General features: G+C 32.1%; 15 protein-coding genes. 13 read left to right on the top strand and 2 right to left on the bottom strand.

The features are described 5' to 3' along the window. The first annotated feature begins 38 nt into the window (after nucleotides 1–38). Together G7082_RS08580 and G7082_RS08585 are read left to right on the top strand one after the other, a co-directional pair. Nucleotides 39–797: a MerR family DNA-binding transcriptional regulator gene (locus G7082_RS08580; RefSeq protein WP_166034689.1), complete on the top strand. Its 759-nt coding sequence runs from the start codon at nucleotides 39–41 to the stop codon at nucleotides 795–797. Between the two features lie 146 nt (nucleotides 798–943). After that, nucleotides 944–1,534 (top strand): hypothetical protein, encoded by a 591-nt coding sequence (locus G7082_RS08585; protein ID WP_166034690.1) that lies wholly within the window; start codon nucleotides 944–946, stop codon nucleotides 1,532–1,534. Between the two features lie 97 nt (nucleotides 1,535–1,631). Here the strand turns inward: G7082_RS08585 and G7082_RS08590 are convergent, their stop codons facing one another. Next, nucleotides 1,632–2,369, bottom strand: coding sequence for a C39 family peptidase (locus G7082_RS08590; RefSeq protein WP_166034691.1), 738 nt, complete (start codon nucleotides 2,367–2,369; stop codon nucleotides 1,632–1,634). Nucleotides 2,370–2,524: 155 nt separating this feature from the next. Between G7082_RS08590 and G7082_RS08595 the strand changes: the two genes are divergently transcribed. From G7082_RS08595 to G7082_RS08640, 10 genes are all read left to right on the top strand, one after another. Continuing rightward, a complete protein-coding gene (locus G7082_RS08595) occupies nucleotides 2,525–3,307 on the top strand; it encodes an AAC(3) family N-acetyltransferase (protein ID WP_238842634.1) in 783 nt (260 codons plus the stop codon). 320 nt (nucleotides 3,308–3,627) lie between these two features. Beyond that, entirely contained in the window at nucleotides 3,628–6,108 is a 2,481-nt protein-coding gene (locus G7082_RS08600; RefSeq protein ID WP_166034692.1) for a SpaA isopeptide-forming pilin-related protein, read from the top strand. Further along, nucleotides 6,105–7,160, top strand: coding sequence for a prealbumin-like fold domain-containing protein (locus tag G7082_RS08605; protein WP_166036051.1), 1,056 nt, complete (start codon nucleotides 6,105–6,107; stop codon nucleotides 7,158–7,160). Before G7082_RS08600 ends, G7082_RS08605 begins: the two co-directional genes overlap by 4 nt. Beyond that, on the top strand, nucleotides 7,153–8,703 hold the full coding sequence (locus G7082_RS08610) for a SpaH/EbpB family LPXTG-anchored major pilin (protein WP_166034693.1): 1,551 nt from the start codon (nucleotides 7,153–7,155) through the stop codon (nucleotides 8,701–8,703). Before G7082_RS08605 ends, G7082_RS08610 begins: the two co-directional genes overlap by 8 nt. 67 nt (nucleotides 8,704–8,770) lie before the next feature. After that, nucleotides 8,771–9,940 carry a class C sortase gene (locus G7082_RS08615; RefSeq protein ID WP_166034694.1) on the top strand — a complete coding sequence of 390 codons (1,170 nt, stop codon included), beginning with the start codon at nucleotides 8,771–8,773 and terminating at the stop codon, nucleotides 9,938–9,940. Then, on the top strand, nucleotides 9,937–11,088 hold the full coding sequence (locus tag G7082_RS08620; protein WP_166034695.1) for a class C sortase: 1,152 nt from the start codon (nucleotides 9,937–9,939) through the stop codon (nucleotides 11,086–11,088). The genes G7082_RS08615 and G7082_RS08620 overlap by 4 nt, the downstream gene beginning before the upstream one ends. 234 nt (nucleotides 11,089–11,322) lie before the next feature. After that, nucleotides 11,323–12,771 carry an HTH domain-containing protein gene (locus G7082_RS08625; protein WP_166034696.1) on the top strand — a complete coding sequence of 483 codons (1,449 nt, stop codon included), beginning with the start codon at nucleotides 11,323–11,325 and terminating at the stop codon, nucleotides 12,769–12,771. Nucleotides 12,772–12,905: 134 nt separating this feature from the next. Next, complete coding sequence (locus G7082_RS08630) at nucleotides 12,906–15,152, top strand: excinuclease ABC subunit UvrA (protein ID WP_166034697.1); 2,247 nt, start codon at nucleotides 12,906–12,908, stop codon at nucleotides 15,150–15,152. After that, nucleotides 15,153–16,109, top strand: a complete 957-nt coding sequence (locus G7082_RS08635; protein ID WP_166034698.1) for a serine hydrolase domain-containing protein — start codon at nucleotides 15,153–15,155, stop codon at nucleotides 16,107–16,109. Nucleotides 16,110–16,190: 81 nt separating this feature from the next. Beyond that, nucleotides 16,191–17,087: an AraC family transcriptional regulator gene (locus tag G7082_RS08640; RefSeq protein ID WP_166034699.1), complete on the top strand. Its 897-nt coding sequence runs from the start codon at nucleotides 16,191–16,193 to the stop codon at nucleotides 17,085–17,087. Between the two features lie 82 nt (nucleotides 17,088–17,169). On the opposite strand, the gene G7082_RS08645 is transcribed toward G7082_RS08640, so the two are convergent. Next, entirely contained in the window at nucleotides 17,170–19,710 is a 2,541-nt protein-coding gene (locus G7082_RS08645; protein WP_166034700.1) for a phosphatidylglycerol lysyltransferase domain-containing protein, read from the bottom strand. Between the two features lie 237 nt (nucleotides 19,711–19,947). On the opposite strand from G7082_RS08645, the gene G7082_RS08650 reads away from it, so the two are divergent. Beyond that, the gene (locus G7082_RS08650; protein ID WP_166034701.1) at nucleotides 19,948–20,766 is read left to right on the top strand and encodes a GNAT family N-acetyltransferase; all 819 of its coding nucleotides are present in this window, start codon (nucleotides 19,948–19,950) and stop codon (nucleotides 20,764–20,766) included. Nucleotides 20,767–20,776 lie beyond the last annotated feature (10 nt).

A 20,776-nucleotide genomic window follows, 5' to 3' on the forward strand; every position in this document is an offset into this window, starting at 1 on the left:
GTAAGAAAGTTATACTATGAAAAAAGGGGGAGAGTGTAATGAATGAACCAACCTTATCGATAGGTGAGATTGCCAAATTGTTTGATATCCCAGCTTCAACGATACGTTATTGGGAAGATAAGGAAATTTTTGCTTCAAGACGCAACGATGACAATGATTACCGAACCTTTAATATGCAATCGATGATTGAACTTTTAGACGTTATTTTTTATCGTAATTTAAATGTTCCTATTCATAAAATGAAGCATTTTAACAAACACAGTCCAGAAACAATTTATCGTATTTTGCAAGATACAGGAGAAGAAGTTGAACAGGAATTAAAAACTCTTCAACACAAATTAGCGGGCATTAAACATCGTAAAGAACAACTGGAAGAGTTATTTGCCTTAAAAAATAGAGGCTATCAGGTTGAAACGTTTGAAATCGAGAAAATTGTTTCAGTGGATATGTCTAACAAAGAGGATATTCAAGTTCAATTAGAATTTTTAAGTAATTTTGTGTTGTATCGTGCTGAAGGAGTTGATGAAAAAACTCAAATGGGGATTAGTGTCCCTAAGGATTATGACCGTCAAAAGGAAATTTTGTGGGAGAAACCTTCTTCTAATCGAAAATATATAACATGTCTCATCGAGTGTGATGCTGAAGATTTGGAAAAAAATAATTTAGAAGAACATATACAAAAAGTGAGCAAACAGGGATATCAAGTAAAACAAGTTATTTCGACCTATTTAGCAACAGCGTCAGACGAATATGACATTGCGGTCGATTACTACAAAGGGTGGATAGAAGTTGAATAAGTTTAGTTTGTTGACGTTTCTATTACTCGTTTTTTAGAAATTCGTTATCAATTATAATAAAATGCTGAGTTTGAAACATAAAATTTTGGAATACCAATAAAAAAGCATATAATAACGATAGAATTGGATAAAAAGGGGAAATAATCATGTTTGTAACGAAAAAAAAGTATCGTAGTTTAGAGATGATGAAAGAAAAAGACAAATCAGATTACTTAGGTATTATGGGTGAGATGAGGCAAGAAGCTAAAAAAGATAGAGTTTCATTGGAAGCCGAACGTGTTGGTATAGACGCAATTAATCAATTGAATGAAGACTTGGATAAAAAAGATTATAGTATCATTGGTGTAGAAATAAACAGATTCAGAGTCCCTGTAGCGGTTGTTTCAAGTAGAGATCATCAACCAGCAAATATTATGTTATATAGTTTAAGAAATGATACTTATCAAGGAATAGATAATCAACCTAAGTTAGTTATTTCATTTAATGCATCAGATAGAGAACTAGTGATTGAAGATGTCCTACCTATTGAAGAAGAAACTAAGAGTGGAAATGGTTCAATTCTTGTTACCTATTTAATTAAGGAAGCAAGAAGATACCAATGCCAGATGATTAAAGGAACGATAAAAGCAACGTGTAAAGAAGAGTTTGAAAAGATTGCTGAATTTTATGAAAAAAATGGTTTTTCAGTTGTTTATGGTGAAAAAAAAGGTGAATTTGATATTGAGTTAATATTATAACAATAAAAAAATGAAGCAGAGTCATATTTTTTAAAATAGGTAAATGAAAAGAACTTAAACTAAAAGCTTGTTAGCTTGTCATAGTTTAAGTTCTTTTTTATTTTTTATACATTGTCCAAAAATTAACGACCTCAGTTGCGAGTTCTTTTTCTTTGAAACCTGTTTGCGAGTGATTTTTTTTGTCTGAATCATTTGGATCATTTACCCAGTAAACTTTCTTTTCAGGATCATAACCAGATAGGACCATAATGTGACCAACTTCCGTAAATTTTCCTGGTTTGACAGAAACAATAATTGGATGTTTTTGTGCTAAATGTTCTTTCACAGAATCAAAATCAGTACTGAGGTTTTCAAATTGATAATTATTTGCTAAAGAAAAATCTTCAAAAATATTCCAAGAAGTTCCTTGATTTTCGATAAAATATCGATTGCCAGACCATTCTAAGATAGATAATGGTGTTTTATCAGTATTTTCTAAATAAGAAGAAATCATAGCAAGTGAAGCAATAGCGCAGCCATTAATCTTTAAATTATTTAACTCAGGATCGCCACCTTCAACTCCGTAGAACTGATTTTGCCAGTTTTTATCTGTTTGTAAAATCAAAGGAATTGGTAGATGCTGAGAAAATGTTTGCTTTTCAATTTGTTGATTGACTTGTTCTTGGTAACTGATTGTTTCTTTTTTCTTTGGTATGCTTTTTTTAGTTGCTGCTGCTTGTTGTTTGGCTTCATTTTTTTTCTGTGTGGTGATCACTTTGTTCATATAAATTCCAAAAGATCCAAACACAAGAGCTAAAATAGAAGCTGTTAATAAAAGTGCTGCTTTATTCTTCACGTAGCGACCCCTTCCTATATAGTTATTCTATTTTTTATATTGAATGAATGCAAGAGGTAAAGTAGAAATTAAGAATTTTTTTGGTTATTTAATAGAAAGAATAGCAAAAAAATGATAACAATGGTTATAATGTAATCAAAAAAGGGGAAAATCACGTGATTATAACAAAAGAAATTTTAATGAATGCGTTAAAAGAATTAGGAGTAGAAGAAGAACAGCATATCATGGTTCATACATCTCTAAGTAGTTTTGGTTCGCTAATTTCGGGTGGCACTCAAACAGTTATTGAATCTTTATTGGATTCTGTTGGAAAAAAAGGAACGATTATGATGCCAACTCAAAGTTGGAAAAATTTAGATCCAGAAACTGGTGTTCATGGTGAAGTTACTAAAGACGAAGCTAAAATAATCCGTGAGACATGGCCTGCTTATAATAAAAAGATAACTCCCACAAATACAATGGGAAGTGTGGCTGAAATGTTTCGATCTTATCCTGGAACAAATCGAAGTAATCATCCATCAAGGTCGGTGGCTGCTAATGGTTTCTATAGTCAATATTTTACAAGTAATCATGATTTATCTGATATTTTTGGTCTAACCTCTCCTTTACAAAAACTATATGAAAAAAATGGTTATGTGTTATTAATAGGTGTTGGCTATGATAAGAATACATCGATTCATCTAGCAGATGAGCTGGCAAAGTATCCATCGAAGCATACAGAAAGACATTATAGTGCTGTAGAGGAAAACGGTGTGAGAGTTTGGCAAAGGTACGAGACCTTGTTTGTTGACGGGGAAGATTTTGAGAAAATTGGTGAAGCATTTGAAAAACAATTTCTAGTTAAGAATGTTACGCTAGGTGAAGCAGTTATAAGATTAATGCCTCAAAGAGAATTGGTAGATTTTTCTGTTAAGTGGATAGAAGAGAATAGGGAATAAAGAAAAAGCAATCTGGAACTTATTAAAGTTTTAGATTGCTTTTTTATTTATACCGCATTAAAAATAAAATAAAAAAATCACAATATAGTTATTCAGATACGAACTATTTTTTTGAAAGTATATACTGATAGGGTTTGTCTTGTGAATAAAAATACTTTTATTTTTTTTTACGGACAAACAAGAAAAAGCTGAAAAAAATAAAATAGGATTTTCAGTAAACTTACCTTATCTCTATTAAATGCTTTTTTAAAAGTTTTATGAACATTTAGAGATCTTACTTGCAAGTTAAAAAAAACAAAGGAAGGAGAGGAGGAAATAAGTTGAAAAAGAACCCTAAGAACTCAAGGTATTTTGTGTGGCTCATTTCATTATTGGTATTCTTTTTTGTCGGAGAATTTGCCACAGAGGTATCAGCTAAAGAGTTAGTACAGACCGGGACAGTTGATAGTTTTGAAATTACGCCTAGAGAATACTGGCTTGGAGAAAAAGGGATTTTAAATGTAAAATTTTCTGAGAAGCCAGATAATAAAATTGTAGAAGGTGATACATTAACAATTAATGCTCCTGAAAATATGGATTTCACGTTATTTACAATAGACAATCCATTGATATTATCTGAAGGTGGAATTGTGTATGGAACAGCTATAACAGATACAAATCGAACTAAGTTAATCATTACTTTCAATAATCAGATAACCAATTATTCAGGATTTAAAGGAGAGTTAAATCTAACGATTAGTGCCGGTCTGATAGATGCACCTGAACCAAATATAGTTTATAAAAAAGTTTATGAAACTAATCTTGGAACTAATTTAGATAAGAAGTCATATACAATAAAAAGACAAATTACAATAGGTTCTAGTCCTTTTTTTTATAAACCTAATGGAGATGTTGCTCAAAATGCTCCCGAGTATGTCAGTTGGGATTTAATTTTTAATAGAAGTAAAGTAATTCCTGTATCAGGAATAAAAGTGACGGATAGCATTCATCCAGGACAAGTATTTGTACTAAATGATTTTTCGAAACCAGTCAGTATTGAAAATATAAATAATAATTATTTTTTTATATATATTTCTAAAGGTAATGAGGGACCGTTTGCTAAGCGAGTAACACTTAAGGAATTTGTAGAACAAGATTATGGAACTGTTAAGTTTTTAAGTGACTCAGAGTTTGAAATTTACGCCAATCAATCTAGCTTAATCAATCAACAGATAACAGTAAGATACAAAACAAAAATTACAGCCGAAGGTAAATATCAAAAATATTTTTATAATGATGCTATATCAGAGTTTAAAGAACCTAATACTGGAAAAGATACTGTAAAAAAAGACTTAGAAAAAGTTGCTGAAAACGTGACTAATAATGCTACTATTGCCCCCGAAAAAGGTATTTTAAGAATTATGAAATTAGCTAAAGATGGTGAAAAAGCGAAACCATTATCAAATGTAACTTTCAAATTATTTAATGAGGACGGGACTCCGGTTGATTTTACAGGCGATATGTTACTCAAAACAGACAGTTCTGGTAAAGCTGATACACCTATATTGAAATCAGGTAGCTACTATGTAACAGAGATTAATGCACCAGATTTTGTCAATTTTGATAAAAATAAAAAATATCATTTTAAAATTTCTGATAATGATAAAGAAGGTATCATTTTGGTTATTAGTAATGATGTAAAAAAAATTGATATTCCAGTCAAAAAAATATGGAAAGATAATAAACAAGAACATCCAGTGATAACATTCAATTTATTAGCAGATGGCCAAATTATAGATACCATAAAATTGGAAACAGGTACATTGAACCATGTATTTAAAGACTTACCAGTTGCTGATTTGAGTGGTAAAAATATAGTTTATACTATTAATGAAGTGATATTACCAGGATATTCAGCAGAAATTACAGGAAATCCTGAACAAGGATTCACTGTAACTAATGCTCCCAAAGCTGAATTCACTGCTGATAAAAAAGCCGACAAAAAACTGTTAAAACCAGGTGACACATTTACTTATACGATTTCAGTCAAAAATACAGTTCCTGGTAGTACATTGAAAAATGTCGTTGTAGAAGATACGATGCCTGAGGGAATTGAATTTGTCGGTGATTTAAAATTAAATGGAGCACCAATTGGTACAGCAAATGGTAATTCGATTAAAGTGACTATTCCTGAGATTAAAGGAAACGATACAGCTCAAATTACATTTACAGCAAAAGCGAGTGATACAGCTAAGGAAGGAGAGGTTACAAACATTGCGACTGTAACTGATCCAAATGATCCAGACAAACCAAAGAAACCAGAAGAAAAAGTTGAAATTTTCCGTGAGGTGGATTTACGTTTAATCAAAACAGATATGGAAGGGAAAACTGTTTTGAAGGATGCCTTATTTGAGTTATACCAAGTAGTTGATGGAAAAGAAAAATTATTAACCAGTCTTTCTAGTGATATGAACGGCCGAATAAATTTTGAAAAATTAAAATCAGGTACTTATATTATTAAAGAAAAAGCGGCACCAAATGGTTATCAATTATTGGATAAACCAATTCAATTAACCATTGATAAACTAGGTGAATTGAAATTAAGTGGAGAACTATCAGAAATGGTATCACTCATTAAAAAGGATAAAACCTTTGAATTAACAGTCAAGAACAAAGCAGAAGAAGTACCAGGAGGACAATTACCTCAAACTGGTGGTAGTGGTCATCTAGGTACGATTATCACAGCGAGTATTTTCATGTTATTTGCTCTAGGTCTTGCGGGATATTATGTGTACCGCAGTCGAAAGGGGTGGAAATCATGAAACGAATCATTTTATGGTTAGGTGCTTTATTACTAACATTAACACTCCCTAGCGCGGTTGTACAAGCAACGGGATTAGAGGAATTAAATGATGTAACAGTTCATTTGAAACATCAAAGTTTAACAGAAGCAGGAACGACATTTTCTGTTTATGGACTAACGAGTGATCAATACGAAGAGGCTTTAAAGAAAAACGTTGAGAAATCTGTTGATAGTACGAAACAATGGTTGAGTGAAAAAGGAATCGTAAAAGATCGAGAAGTATGGGTGAGTTCATCAAATGAAGCTATATTTAATGTATCAAAATATGATCTAAATCATGTTTTAAAATACTATGTGATTTTACAAAATCAACCAGAGTTGAGTAGTAATTCTACAGATATAACCTATGAAGCTATGCCTAGTTTTATTTCACTGGATAACGTTGTGAATGGTGAGTTATTGATTGAAACAAAACCAATTAATGTTGAAACAAGCATTTACTTTTTTAAATATAGTGCTGGAACAATGCAACGACCTTTAGAGGGCGCAGAATTTGCTTTTTATCGTCTGACATCAACGAATAAAAAGGAATACTTGACGCAAATAAATCCAGTGAAGTGGGAAGAGGTAAATTCAAGTAAAGCATTAAAATTAACATCAAATAAGCTTGGTTTAGTCGAAATATCTAATTTATCTTTACCACAAGGAACGTATTACTTTGAAGAAACAAAGGCTCCAACTGGCTTTTCTATCACAGAAAACGCTAAAAAAGTTCCAGTTGTCGTTTCTGAAAGTGTCGCAAAAGAAAAACAAGTGACTGTGAACCAAGAAACACTGAATAAAAAACAAGCTGGACAACTTCCCAAAAACGTACTGGATAATGCGAGCCCGAAAGTCTTTAACAATCCAGTTTCTGAGAAACCATCAGAACCAGTTACAATTAGTAATGAACCACCTAGAAAAGGATTTTTACCTCAAACTGGGGAAAGTTTAGTAACATTCACTAGTTTGGGATTAATAATGATGATTGTCGCATTCGGTTTAATGAAAAGGAGAAAAGAAAATGAATAAGAAATTAGGAAAATTATTATCACTTTTAGTTTTAATCTTTCCACTATTAGCAAGTTTAACAAGTGTTACAGAGGTAAGTGCTGCTGAGGCAGACGCGGTTTCTGTTAACTTACACAAGCGTGTTTTTGAAAAAGGTGCTTCAGGAGAAAACCCTTATCCAAAACAAAATACTGGGGAAGAGATGGCTGACTTTGGTGGAACACCACTGAATGACGTGACTTTCGAAGTTTATGATGTTTCAGCTAAATTTATTGAATTATCAGGAGCTAATTCTGCAGAAGATGCAACTACTAAAATCGTTGCTGATGCAAAAGCTTCAAACTATGCACCAGATTATGCAACAAAATTAGATTCACAAAAAACAGCGGGTGAAGGTGTTGCAACTTTTGCTAACTTACCAATCAAAAAAGACGGTAAATTTGCGACTTACTTATTTGTAGAAACAAACTCACCAGCAAACATTAAAGAAAAAGCAGCACCAATTGTTTTAACAATGCCAGTTTACAAAGGTGACACTAATGTAATCAACACAAATATCCACGTGTACCCTAAAAATGAAAAAGAAGCAATGTTAGAAAAAGATTTAACAGAAGAAGCTAAAAAGAAATTAGCATTAACAATTAATGGCGATACAATTTATAACGTTGAAAAAGGTGTTCCATTTGCTTACGGAATCTCAGCTTTATTACCATGGAACATTGCTGATAAAGATTTCTACCGTGTGATTGATACACCAAATGAAGGTATGAAAGTTTTAGTTGATACAGTAGTTGTTGAAGGTTTAGAAAAAGATAAAGATTTCACTATTAAAGCAGATACAACTGGTCGTGGATTTATTTTAGAATTTAATACTAAATCGGATAAAGTAAAAGCTTTAGCAGGTAAAAGAGCTAAAATTTCATACGATGCTGTATTAACAGAAGATGCAAAAATTGATACTGGTCTTAACAATGAGGCTAAAGTTGAAATTGGAACAAACGTTAAACCAGGTGAACCAGGAACTCCAGGCGAGCCAGGAGAACCAGAAAAACCAACAGATCCTCCAGTAGTTGGACCAAAAGTTTACACTGGTGGTAAAAAATTCAAAAAAGTTGATGATAAAACAAGTGCTGAATTAGCAGGAGCTAAATTCAACTTAGTTAAATTAGACGCTGAAGGTAACATTACTTCTTATGCTACTTACACAAATGGAAAATACACTTGGAATGCGGAAAAAGACGCTGCAACTGCCTTTGAATCAGATGCTAAAGGTGAATTCCAAGTAACAGGTTTAGAGTATTCTGAAAAATTACCAGCTGGAACTTCATACGCAGTAGTGGAGATTGAAGCACCTACAGGATATGCAGTATTAGATAAACCAGTTAAATTTGATGTAATTAAAGATCAATTTGATACAGAAGTATTATCAGTTAAAAATATTAAAAAAGGTTTATTACCATCAACAGGTGGTAACGGAATCTATGCATTCTTAGCAGTAGGGACTGTATTAATGGCTGGAGCATTTGTTTGGTTCCGTCGTACGAGAGTATCAGCAGAAGTTTAAAGATTGAAAAAAAGAGGGTGACCAACTGTCATCCTCTTATTTTTACTAAGTAAGAAGGGGAGACAAGATGAAATCAACACAGCAAGTTATTTTACTAAAATTACTCATTACTTTTACATTTGTCACAGGTGCGTTGATCTTTTTGTATCCTTTTGTGGCAAATGTAATTAATACCCAAATAGATAAACAACGGATTGAAGCCTTTCAAGAAGAAGCGCTTAAAGATGAAAAAAAGCAACAAAAGAAAAAAGAACTCAGAGAAAAAGAATTAAAAGCTAATCCCCAACTTGGCATGAAAATAGATCAAGATTTATTTGATGAGGTAGAAGAAAGTAGTCATTTGAGTAAGAAAGAAGTAAAGGAACATTTGATTGGTTCGATTAGTATTCCTAAAATAAATAGTCAACTGCCGATTTTTGATGTTACTAATGCGTCGTTTTTACAAGAAGGGATCACGCTATTACCTGGAGCTAGCTATCCAAGTGGTGGGAAAAGTACGCATTCTGTTTTGACCGGTCACACAGGCTTGCCGAACAAAAAATTATTTACCGATTTAAAAGTGTTAGTGAAAGGTGATATTATTTATCTCCATGTATTAGGTGAAACAATTGGTTATGAAGTCGATCAGATCAAAACTGTTTTACCTAATCAACTGGATGATTTAAAAGTTGAAAAAGGAAAAGATTTGCTGACTTTAGTTACGTGTACTCCTTATATGATTAATACGCACCGTTTATTGGTTCGTGGACATCGTGTGCCTGTGGATTTAAAACAAGTTAAGAATGATGAAAAAGAAGTGGTTATTAAAAATCAATCATGGTTAGTTTTTTACGTGATATTGATTCTTTTACTTTTAGCATTGATTGTCTTTGTTTCGATTAGACAGTATCAAAGTTATCAAGCAGCTAAAAAAGGATATCGATTGAGTATAAAATTAACGTATGAAGAAGTGAATCAAAGTGGTTTAACATTTCTTTTAATGGATCATACGAAAAAACATCCAGTCCTAAAAAATGGCAAAGAACAATCAGTTAAAACCAATACAAAAGGAACATTGAGATTAGGCAAACTAAGAGGAAATACTTATTGGTTAATTCAACAAAACACGGAAAAACAACCTGTAGTTATTAAGTGTTTTGTAAAAAATTATAAACAACCTTATTTTGAAACCAAGCTTTTACGAGGAACAGAAAAAGGTTGGAAGATTGTAACGAAGGAAGCGAAAATGAATAAATGAAAAAAACGATGATTCAAAAAATAATTTTAATAAGTATCTTTCTAATAGGTGGCTTAATTTTTACGTATCCTTTTTATAGTAATGGGATTAATTACTTAATTGATCAACAACGCTTAAAAGCACTTCATCAGAAAACTGAAAAAGAGTATGCTGAAAAAGAAACTGAGATGAAACAAGTTAACGATAAAATAAAAGTGAATGGATTAGTTATTAATCACGACCCCTTTGATGCGAGTCAAGTAGATAAAGGCAGTTTAGATTTAGAAAAACATCTAATTGGTTCAATCAGTATTCCAAAAATCAATATTAGTATTCCCCTATACGATACATTAACCAATCAAGTGTTAGAAAATGGAGCAGGTATACTGCAAGGTAGTTCCATGCCAACAGGCGGTGTGGGAACACATTCGGTTATTTCTGCTCACCGCGGTTTGGCAGAGCGTCTCCTTTTTAGAAATTTAGATAAGCTTCAAAAAGGAGATGTCTTCTTAGTAGAATCCTCAGGTAAACTTTTAGCTTATGAAGTATTTAAAGTTCAAACAGTTAAACCAGAAGAAACAGATTTTATTAAGTTAGATCCAAAGGAAGATATAATTTCACTGTTAACATGTACCCCTTACATGATAAATAGTCACCGATTGATCGTAACTGGTAAGCGAACAGAAGTTACAAAAGAAATGAAAAATGAAATAAAGAATAGTCAGAAAAAACAAGACTGGCAACAATGGCTAATCTTAGGTGGCATTATACTAGGAATTTTATTCATCTTGTATTTATTTTACCGAGTGATTAGAAGTTACTTAATCAGTCAAAACAGGTATTCCTTTACTTTTTATGTCCGAAATGAAGAAAAGACAGCAATCGAAGGACAAGAATTTATTATTTACCGAAAAGGTAGTAATCAAATTCTTAAAAGAAATGACGAGTTCTTAGTTCCTACTAGTCAAATTAACGGCCGAGTAGTGATTAAAGATCTACCGGGTGGTTTATATACTCTAGCAGTTAGGGAAAATCCTAGAAGTGTTCTTGGACAATTTGGAGTAAAAAAAATAAAAGATAAACGAATGATGTGGCTAAAGACGGAGAATAATTTAGCAGATGTGAAAAATAAGAATCGACGGGTTTGGCTTACATTAAAAAATGATTAAAACTACATATCTATAAGCAAATAATGAACAAAGAAACATTTGCTTATAGTATGTTTTTTGTGTGTAGAAAAATGAAAATAAAAAGACAGAATTATGAAAAAACAAGTTTTAAATAAACCGTTTTCAACCGTGTTTGTTTAGTAGTGAGTCAAAAAATAATTACAAATAAAAATAACTTGGTATAATTTTTTTATAGTAGTGATAAAAAAACTAATGATAAAGAAGGTGTCGTTTATGTTTCCAATACTTGACGTTTCTTCCCAAAGATTAATTAAAATACTTACAGTTTTATTACATACGGATAATTGGATAACAATCAGAGAAATTTCTAAGCAGTTATCCGTTTCTGAAAAAACAATTCATGACGATTTGAAATATATTCAAGGAAATTTAAGTTCAATGATTGAAATTGAATCATCATTTCCCTATGGTATTCAAGCTTCAAAAATGACATCCAACGTTTTTTTAGAAATTCAATCAGAGATTTTACTTAATTCAATATCGATTAAATTTATCTTGATCTTATTGGAAACACCTGATAAGGATTTAAATTACTATAGTGATGAATTACATATTAGTCGTTCCACATTGTATCGTTACTTGCCTACTCTGACGACTTATTTTGAAGAATACGGATTAACAATAAAAAAAAATAGTGGTAAATATAATATAACTGCTAATAATGAATACTTGTTTAGACGTTTTTTTACAACTTTTTTGTACGAAATATATGGATATAATACAAAATTTATTATTCCAGAAGATCTTAGTGACATATTATGTTTGAGATTAAAAAATATGTACTCTCAAAATGGGGAAGAAATTTCCGATTTACAAACGGAGTATTATTCTCTTTTTTACTATCTATCCCTAATACGAGAAAGTAAAAATCATAAAATCGATTATTCTAATAATTTTAGTGGTAAAAATAGCTTATTTTCAACAGAAGAACAAAGTTATTTTGAATCGAATTATCCCCAACTATCCTCAAACATTTTAATGAATATTGAATCTAATATCTACATTCATCGCCATTCGATGTTCGATAGTACAGATACCTTATTTATTAAAGAGGTATCACGTTTTTTAGATAAAATATATAGTACATTCCATATTAAACATCATGAATTTGAAAAAGAGATGCTTATCGATTTTTTAGTAGATTTATGCATTAATATTAAATATTTAAAAATTCCCTATCATTTTTTTAGTGACCGTTTTTCTTTATTTTCAAATCAAATTAAAAAAAGTAATAGTATGGTTTATAAATTATTAGTAACGTCTATTCATGATTTAGGAAATTCTACGGGACTTGATTTCAGTTTATATGAAGGTCATTTAATCTATCTAATCGTAGTGAGTTTACCAGCTATGTTACAAACTCAGTTTAATCAACCAATTTTAATTGTTAGTAATTATTCAGTTGAGCATAGTCAATTTTTACTTAGAATGCTTCAAGGTCAACTCAATATGGATCCAATTTATTTTGAGCATGTGGTTTGTATTCAAGAAAGAAACATAAGTAATTATGATGTCTCTGAGTTTCAATTAATTTTAACTAATGTTGAACTAAAGATAGATCACCCTCACTGTGTATTAATTAGTGATTTTCCAAAAGCAAAGAGTATTCGAGAAATAAAGAGAATTCTTTATGATAATAGAGATAATGAGAAAGAAGAATAAACTATTAGAAACACGTTAAAATTACTGATGGATTAGTAATTTTAACGTGTTTTTTAACACAGCAACAATTGCAAAGTTTTTTCATCTCTTCTAGCGTAAGATAGGTTGTATCAGAAGAGACAGGAGGATCTGGTATGGAAAAGATAAACATAAAAAATGCCTATTTGAACAATTTAAAAAATATTAATCTTGGTATCACTAAAAATCAATTCACAGTCATCACAGGGATTAGTGGGTCAGGAAAATCGAGTTTAGCCTTTCATTTGATTTTTGAAGAAGGACGCAAGAGATATCTCCAATCTTTAGGTATTGGCGTTGATTTGGGAGAAGGTCAGTTTGAAGAAATTTCTGGTCTAAGCCCAACAATTGCAGTGAAACAAAATATGATTAAACAAAGCAATCCAAGATCAACTGTGGGAACAAAAACAGGCCTATTAAACGCTCTTAATTTGTTATATGCCAATGAGTCCAAAACAAAAGAGAGAGAACCAAGTAGATTATCTGCAGGTGATTATTCCTATCTTTCCCCATCTGGTATGTGTTTTTCTTGTGGTGGTTCAGGAAAGAAGTATGCTATCAATTTAGAATCAGTCATAACAGATAGTCAAACGACAGTTAGACAAGTTTTTGAAAGAATTGGGGCAACAAAAGGTTATCTGAACCTAATGGACCGAAAATACGGTGAGTTATTTGACCAATCATTTTTGGATTTAAATGAAGATGACAAAAGTGATTTTACATATGGCGTTTTTGATCCTGTAAGTGGAAAAACAAGTTATTGTATAGAACGAATTTTACAAAATAGGCAACAAAAGAAGGAAGAAATATCTAACTTATATTATGAAGAAAAGTGTACTGGTTGTGATGGTTTTAGAATAAGCCGGGAAGCTATGGAAACTTTTATCGATGGAAAACATTTAGGTGAGCTTGCTGAAATGTCACTTAATCAACTCTATCAATTTTTAGAAAAAGTCAAGGATGTTTCTGAGTTAGGGAAGAGCTTAATTCATGAAATGAATACCAAAATTAGAAAATTGCTTCAAATTAAATTAGGTCATTTAAGCTTATATCGAGAAATGAGAACCTTAAGTGGTGGAGAATTACAACGTATTTTTCTTTATGGACATCTAGAATCGAACTTAAATGGGTTAATTTATGTATTTGACGAACCAACAAGCGGACTTCACGAATCGGAGAAAGAAATGATTATCTCATCGCTAAAAAATTTAAGTGAACAAGGAAATACAGTGCTTGTTGTTTCTCATGATCATGTCGTAATAAAAGAAGCAGATGAATTAATTGAAATTGGTCCAAAAGCTGGGAGTGAAGGTGGAAATGTTGTGTTTAAGGGAACTGCAAAAGAATACCAACAATTACCTTACACATCAGCAAACTGTGATTTAACTCAAATTATCTCTCCAATTAAATCAGAAGCTATCGAAATCATCAGAATTAATAAGGCAGTAAGCCATAATCTAAAGAACGTTTCAGTGGATATACCTTTAAATCGATTAGTGAGTGTGATTGGGGTTTCTGGAAGTGGCAAGAGTTCGTTAATATCAGACACATTAGTACCGAGATTAAAAACGCAGTTAAAAGATAAAAATCCTTCAAAAATAAAAAATGTTGTTGAAGTTAATCAAGCACCGATTGGTCGAAAATCTAATTCAACACCAGCTTCTTATTTAGGTATCTGGGATAAAATAAGAGAATTATATGCTAGTCAGGAAATGTCTAAGACAAAAGAATTGAAAGCAGGTCATTTTTCTTTTAACTCAAAAGGCGCTTGTCCGACTTGTAAAGGAACGGGAGTAGAAACAATTTCTTTAGGTATGGATGTCAGTTTTGAAAAAATATGTCCAACATGTTTAGGGAAACGATTTAACAAAGAAACCCTAGAAGTAACCTATCTTGGTAATGATATCCATGATTGTTTAAATTTGAGTGTGAGTGAAGCTTGTCATTTTTTAGAAGGAAGCGGGCTAAATCTTAAACCGCTAGTCACATTAGAAAAAATAGGGATGGGCTATTTAAAATTAGGACAACCAACTTCTTCTTTAAGTGGTGGAGAAGCGCAACGGCTTAAGTTAGTGAAAGAAATTGGAAAAAGTAGGCAAGGTGAGACACTCTACGTGTTAGATGAACCTTCGACAGGGTTAAGTACGTATGACATCTCGAAATTGCTGTACTTAATTAATGAATTACTAACTTTAGGGCATTCTGTCATTGTCATTGAACATCAAATCGATGTGATTAAGGCTAGTCATTGGTTGATTGAGATGGGAAGCGGTGCTGGAGAACTTGGTGGAGAGCTAATTGCAGAAGGAACGGTTGAAGAAATAAAGAATAATCCGAAATCACTGACTGGAGGGTATTTATAAATGAAGAAACCTTGTTTTACGAAAGAACAAATTGAGACGTTAGAGCAAATGATTAGAAGTCAGTATTCTAATATTCAAGGATTAAAGGTGACAAAAAACAATCAAGAAGTTTTCATGAAAAGCTTTAATCAAGTTGAGGAAGGTGAAAAATACAATATTGCCTCAGTGACTAAGAGTATTTTGTCTTTACTAATCGGAATAGCGATTGACCAAAAGTTGATTAAGGGTGTGGATGAACCTGTGATGAGTTTTTTCCCTGAGTATGACTTTAGGGATGATAACCTCCTTCGAGACAAGATTACGATTAGGGACTTATTGACAATGACCACGCCGTTTCCTTTTCCAAGTATGCAGGAATCTTTTTCAAGAATGTGTCGTCAGGAAGATTGGATTAAATATGGTTTAGAGATGATGGGAAGAGGAGATTTAAAGGGCGGGTTTAAGTACTCTACAATTGGTTCTCACATTCTATCAGCTGTCTTAACCAAAGTTACTAAAATGAGTGCAAGAGAATTTGCTAATCTATACTTATTTACGCCTCTTAAAATTAAACCGATTCCTTTTTATTCAATGACCTATGATGAGGAGCATTTATTTGGTAAGAAAGTTCAAGGATGGGTCATGGATCCAAGTGGCATATCTGCTGGTGGTTGGGGATTAACTTTGAGCATTGATGAAATGACTAAAATTGGACAGCTATACTTAAATGACGGTGTTTGGAATCATCAACAAGTGGTTAGTTCTAAGTGGTTGGAAGAATCCAGACAAGTGAATGCCAATCACTATGGCTATATGTGGTGGCTAGGTGAAAGTGATGAAGTCATGGCAATTGGTTCAGGAGGTAGTTTAATTTATGTTCATCTCAAAGAAAAAATTGTGATAGCCATTGCATCGACGATTATTTTAAAACCAAGAGATCGAAAAGAACTACTGCAAGAAATAGTTAGTTGTCTGTAGCTTAAATATCTGTTAAAGACATCAAGATGTGTTCTGATAAGGTATAATCTTAGTAAAGTAGTAAAAAGGAGATTATTAGAGATGAAAAATACTTATGAATCAGACTATTGGCACCGTATTTATCATTTACAAGATTATATAGAATCACATCCAACAGAACATTTTACGGCGGAAGAATTGGTTAAGGAATCTGGTTTTTCAAAGTATCATTTTCATCGTATTTTTAAAGCAATGACGCATGAATCTTTATACCAATTTATTACGCGAACAAAGATGGAATGGGCACAAGGATTACTGAAACATCGTCAGGATTTATCGATTACAGCGATTTCTTTTGAACTAGGTTTCAGTGATTCGGCTGTCTTTTCAAGAAGCTTTAAAACGTATTACGGGATGTCACCAAAAGAGTTTCGTGATGGACAGTCTACTGAGTATCTTGAAGTTCAAAAAAAGAAAAGAAGAATAGTACCCCAAAAAAGCAATATAAACGTTGAGTGTGAAATTAAAAAGATAGATAGATTAAAGGTTCTTTATCAAAGAAAAATAGGTGCCTACCATGAATTGGATGGTTATGAAAAAATATTGGGAGACATATTTAATTACGCAATGACTCATCAGATGTTAGATACTAAACAATCAAAGCCATTAGCTATTTACCATAGTAATCCAGAGATAGGTTTGGAAGAAAATCAACGAACAAGTATTGGGATGATAGTGAAAGAAGATATCACAGAGAACGGCGTATCTGATTTTGGGATTTTAACAATTGATTCAGGATTATTTGCTATCTTTACTTTTAAAATTAAGCAAAATCAGTATAGAGAAGCTTGGGATTATGTTTACGGCTATTGGCTACCTAAAAGTGGGTTTGTTCCAAGAAATAATTTTCCATTTGAAGTGTATTTAAACAATCCGATGGAAGATAGTCGAAATGAACATCATGTGGCTATTTATGTGCCAGTTGAAAAAATGAACTAAGAATGATAATCATAAAAAATAAGAGAAGGAGATGAACTTGATATAAGTCATCTTCTTCTCTTATTTGTGAAGTTACTTGGAGTTAAACGTCTTTTTCATCAGCCTTTTTTTTCGGATGAATGGTACGGTAACTTTGTGCTAAAGCTTGCGAGACAAGTAGTCGTCTTGGATAAACTAAGTATCTCGGTTGCCAATTTGGTTTGAATTTATTTTTATAGTTTCTAAGTCCTTTAAATGAATAAAGGCTAGATGAATTATGATAAATACTTGTTGTAACGGTACTTAACAAGCTATTTGATTTTTCAAAAGTACTAGATAAAGGAGCCATGCCTAAATTAAAGACTGTATAGTCATTGTCTTTTGCCCAAAGGATGAGATTTAAATAAAGTAAGTCCATCATTTGAATAGTGTCGTGTTCTTTCCAGCGGATTAAATCCACAGAAATTTTTCCTTCTACATACGCAGGCATCATAGAAGCAAAAGCGATGACCTGACCTTCTTTATCACGGATTGTGGCTACATCTTGTTTCAGTAAGTATTCAGAATTAAAGTCCCCAAGAGAAAAACTCATCTCTTTACGGTCTCCCAACCATTCATCAGAAACAGGCTTTAACTCAGCGATTAATTCATCAGATGAAGCTTCAATTTGGAAGGATAATTCTTCTTGCTCTTGCTTGTTTAGTAGTTGTCTAAAGACTTTTCCTTTGTTACCAGACGTTTTAAAAACAGTGACATCCATTTCGCCTTCTTCACCTAAGTTAAAGAGGGTGTAGTTAAGTTCAGTATAGATATGAATGTTATCAGTCGTTGTTTGATAGAAAACAATTTCTTTACCAATACTTGTGGCATAATCATGAACGTCTTTGATAAATGGAAAGAAGTTTTCACTATTACCCACAGGATCACCTAAAACTAAAACGTAATATGATTTTTCTTGATAGATAAGCCCTGTTTCTAATTCTTTATTGACTAGAACTTTATTAGAAGGTAAAAAGCCTAGATTAGCTAAGTTACTACCTGAATAGGTTTCTAAAATTTCTTCAAAATCTACTCGTTCACCACTCATGTTTTCTTGATGTGTTTGTAGTTCAAAGGTGTACTTATGACGTAAACGGTAACGATTGAAAAGAACATAGCCAAACCAAAGCAGAGAAATAGCTAAGGGATAGAGATAGACTTCTTTAAGAATATTTAAACCATAATAATCAGCAGTATAATAGGTTGTCTGCATAATAAAAGCCATGAGCAATAAAGTAATCAACCAAATCACTTTTTCACGGCGGAAACGAACCGTGACATAACTCGTAAAACTTTTACGAGAAAGGAATAAAACAAGTCCAAAAATGACTGAACAGATAATCCCTTCAATAATAAGTAAGGTATTGAATAAGAATAATTGGCAAACTAGAATAGTGCTTAAAAGAATAATGAGATTTCTAAAGGCTTCTCTTGAACCATATAGAATGCCTAAATAGTTTGGAATCATATAAATAGTAGCCAGTGTATAGAGAACACAGCCAAATAGTAAGTAATTATTAGGTTCTTCAACAGCAATATAGAAAAGACCAAACACAGAATCTTGTAAGAAGAAGAGCGTACCGATAGAGAACAGAACGACTATTAGCCAGCGACTAAGGGTTTGAACTCTTTTCTTTGTAATATCCACAAAAATTGTACCGAATTCTTTTGTAAAGATAACCATGTTATTATCAGTGCTAAATTTATCTTTGATAATTAGTTGCATCTCACTGATAGATAAAATCAAGCCTAAAAAGAAAGGTAAAATATAATAAGCTAAACGGTAAAAAACAAGTGCAAGTAACACAGGTCCTTCTTTAATATCAAATTGATGAGTCATGCCAAGTAAAAAGATGACATCAAAAGCACCTAATCCACCTGGAACCATACTGATTAAACCAGCAATGGTAGCAATAATAAAGACACTTTCCATTGCCCAAAAGGAGACGTTAACACCGACAAATTTTAAGGCTAAATGCATGACAATTCCTACAAATAAATAGTCCATTACTGAGACACACGTATACTTTAAACTAAGAAATCGATCGGTATCAACAGGTGGTTTGACGATAGTGACAAGTAGAAAAATAGGAAGTAACGCAGCTAAGATAAACAGCCCTATTTTTAAAATTGGTTTTTGTTCAAGTAAATAAGAAGCTGAAAAAACATTTCCCACAACGAGAATCGACAGAACACCAATTCCTGTAATCATTGATAAGAGTAAAAGTGAGATACTTTTCTTTAAATGACTCTTTTGGTTTTCGGTAGAGGTATAAGATTGAAAATAATTATAGCGAATCGTAGAACCGATGATCCCTCCAAATCCAATTAATGTATTTAAAGAATTAATAATCCAACTCATTTTAATTGTTTTTAAAATGGGTACCTTTAATTTTTGTGACCTCACTAGAACTAAGTCATAAAGACTTAAAATCCAAATCCCAAGCAAACTGACTGAAATTAAGACGACAATTGAAGTGATTGATCTGTTTTGGATGATATTATAGACATCCTTAAAGTTAATTGACGAAAGTTCTGATTTTAATTTCCAAAAAGAAATTAGAAAGATGGAAAAGGCGACAAAAAACTTAAGAAACTTCTTCATTGATAACAGCTCCTTTATTTTTTATGTTTATATATCAATCATAACAGTCAATCAATTACAGGTAAATAAAAATCAATTTATTTAAGTTGTGTTCATAAAAAATAACATTTCAAATTTTTAGAATGAGAGTTTAATAAGAAAAAAAGTGATTCAGTTTTCTAATTTGAACTTAAGAAGTGACACATGTTAGAATTCGACTTTGTAAGAAAAAAATAGAAATGAAAGAAGGGGTTATCAATGATTAAATCATACAAACAAGTCTCGGCTGAAGAAAGAACACAGGTTTGGAATGAAAGTTTTTCTGGCTATCAAACATCAATGAATATGACGGAGGAACAATTAGATAATCGTTTAAAGCATTTACAGCTTTGTGAAGACTCTTCTTTTATTATCTACGAAGATAATAAGCCAGCAGGGATCACGCTTTACGGAGACAAAATAATCAATAATCAAAAAATAGCTTGGGTCGGTGGTTTAGCTGTTCATCCTGATTTTAGAAAAAATGGAATCGGTGTTTCTCTACTTAATCAAGTAGAAGAAATAGCAAAAAAATCAGATGTAGAGACTATTACCTTAGAAGTAATCACTGAAAATATGGGTGCTTTAAAACTTTATGAGAAAAATGGCTATGAAGCTAAAAGAAAAGTTTCCGTTCTTGAAGGAGAACTACCGGCAGGAAATGATGATCGTTTAATGTTCGATAGAATTCAAACAGTTCAAGATGATGATCATATCACGATTCCTTGGCAAAATAGAAAACAACATGGACATCAAGTCTTTTTGATTAACACTAAAGAACAAGGAACTGTTGGGGAAATGGTGTGTGACTTTGATGAAGAAAATGACACTTTAATTATTTATCAATTGTCACTACTTGAAACCAAACGATTACAAGAAGTTTTAGTAGCCTTAAAACAAAAATTTGGAGCTAAAAAATTTAAAGCATTGAATTTATTAGCTGATTCTTATGAAGTTGGTTTACTGAAAGATTATGGATTTGAAGTGACGATGGAAAGATTTCAAATGGAAAAAGATTTATTAAAACAATCGTCTTAGTAGAATATAT

Source organism: Vagococcus hydrophili (assembly GCF_011304195.1).
In the GTDB taxonomy this organism is placed as follows: Bacteria; Bacillota; Bacilli; order Lactobacillales; family Vagococcaceae; genus Vagococcus; species Vagococcus hydrophili.

Coding starts and splice junctions, on each gene's coding strand:
- G7082_RS08580 (WP_166034689.1), top strand. CDS start 39: ATGAATGAACCAACCTTATCGATAGGTGAGATTGCCAAATTGTTTGAT.
- G7082_RS08585 (WP_166034690.1), top strand. CDS start 944: ATGTTTGTAACGAAAAAAAAGTATCGTAGTTTAGAGATGATGAAAGAA.
- G7082_RS08605 (WP_166036051.1), top strand. CDS start 6,105: ATGAAACGAATCATTTTATGGTTAGGTGCTTTATTACTAACATTAACA.
- G7082_RS08610 (WP_166034693.1), top strand. CDS start 7,153: ATGAATAAGAAATTAGGAAAATTATTATCACTTTTAGTTTTAATCTTT.
- G7082_RS08615 (WP_166034694.1), top strand. CDS start 8,771: ATGAAATCAACACAGCAAGTTATTTTACTAAAATTACTCATTACTTTT.
- G7082_RS08620 (WP_166034695.1), top strand. CDS start 9,937: ATGAAAAAAACGATGATTCAAAAAATAATTTTAATAAGTATCTTTCTA.
- G7082_RS08625 (WP_166034696.1), top strand. CDS start 11,323: ATGTTTCCAATACTTGACGTTTCTTCCCAAAGATTAATTAAAATACTT.
- G7082_RS08630 (WP_166034697.1), top strand. CDS start 12,906: ATGGAAAAGATAAACATAAAAAATGCCTATTTGAACAATTTAAAAAAT.
- G7082_RS08635 (WP_166034698.1), top strand. CDS start 15,153: ATGAAGAAACCTTGTTTTACGAAAGAACAAATTGAGACGTTAGAGCAA.
- G7082_RS08640 (WP_166034699.1), top strand. CDS start 16,191: ATGAAAAATACTTATGAATCAGACTATTGGCACCGTATTTATCATTTA.
- G7082_RS08645 (WP_166034700.1), bottom strand. CDS start 19,710: ATGAAGAAGTTTCTTAAGTTTTTTGTCGCCTTTTCCATCTTTCTAATT.
- G7082_RS08650 (WP_166034701.1), top strand. CDS start 19,948: ATGATTAAATCATACAAACAAGTCTCGGCTGAAGAAAGAACACAGGTT.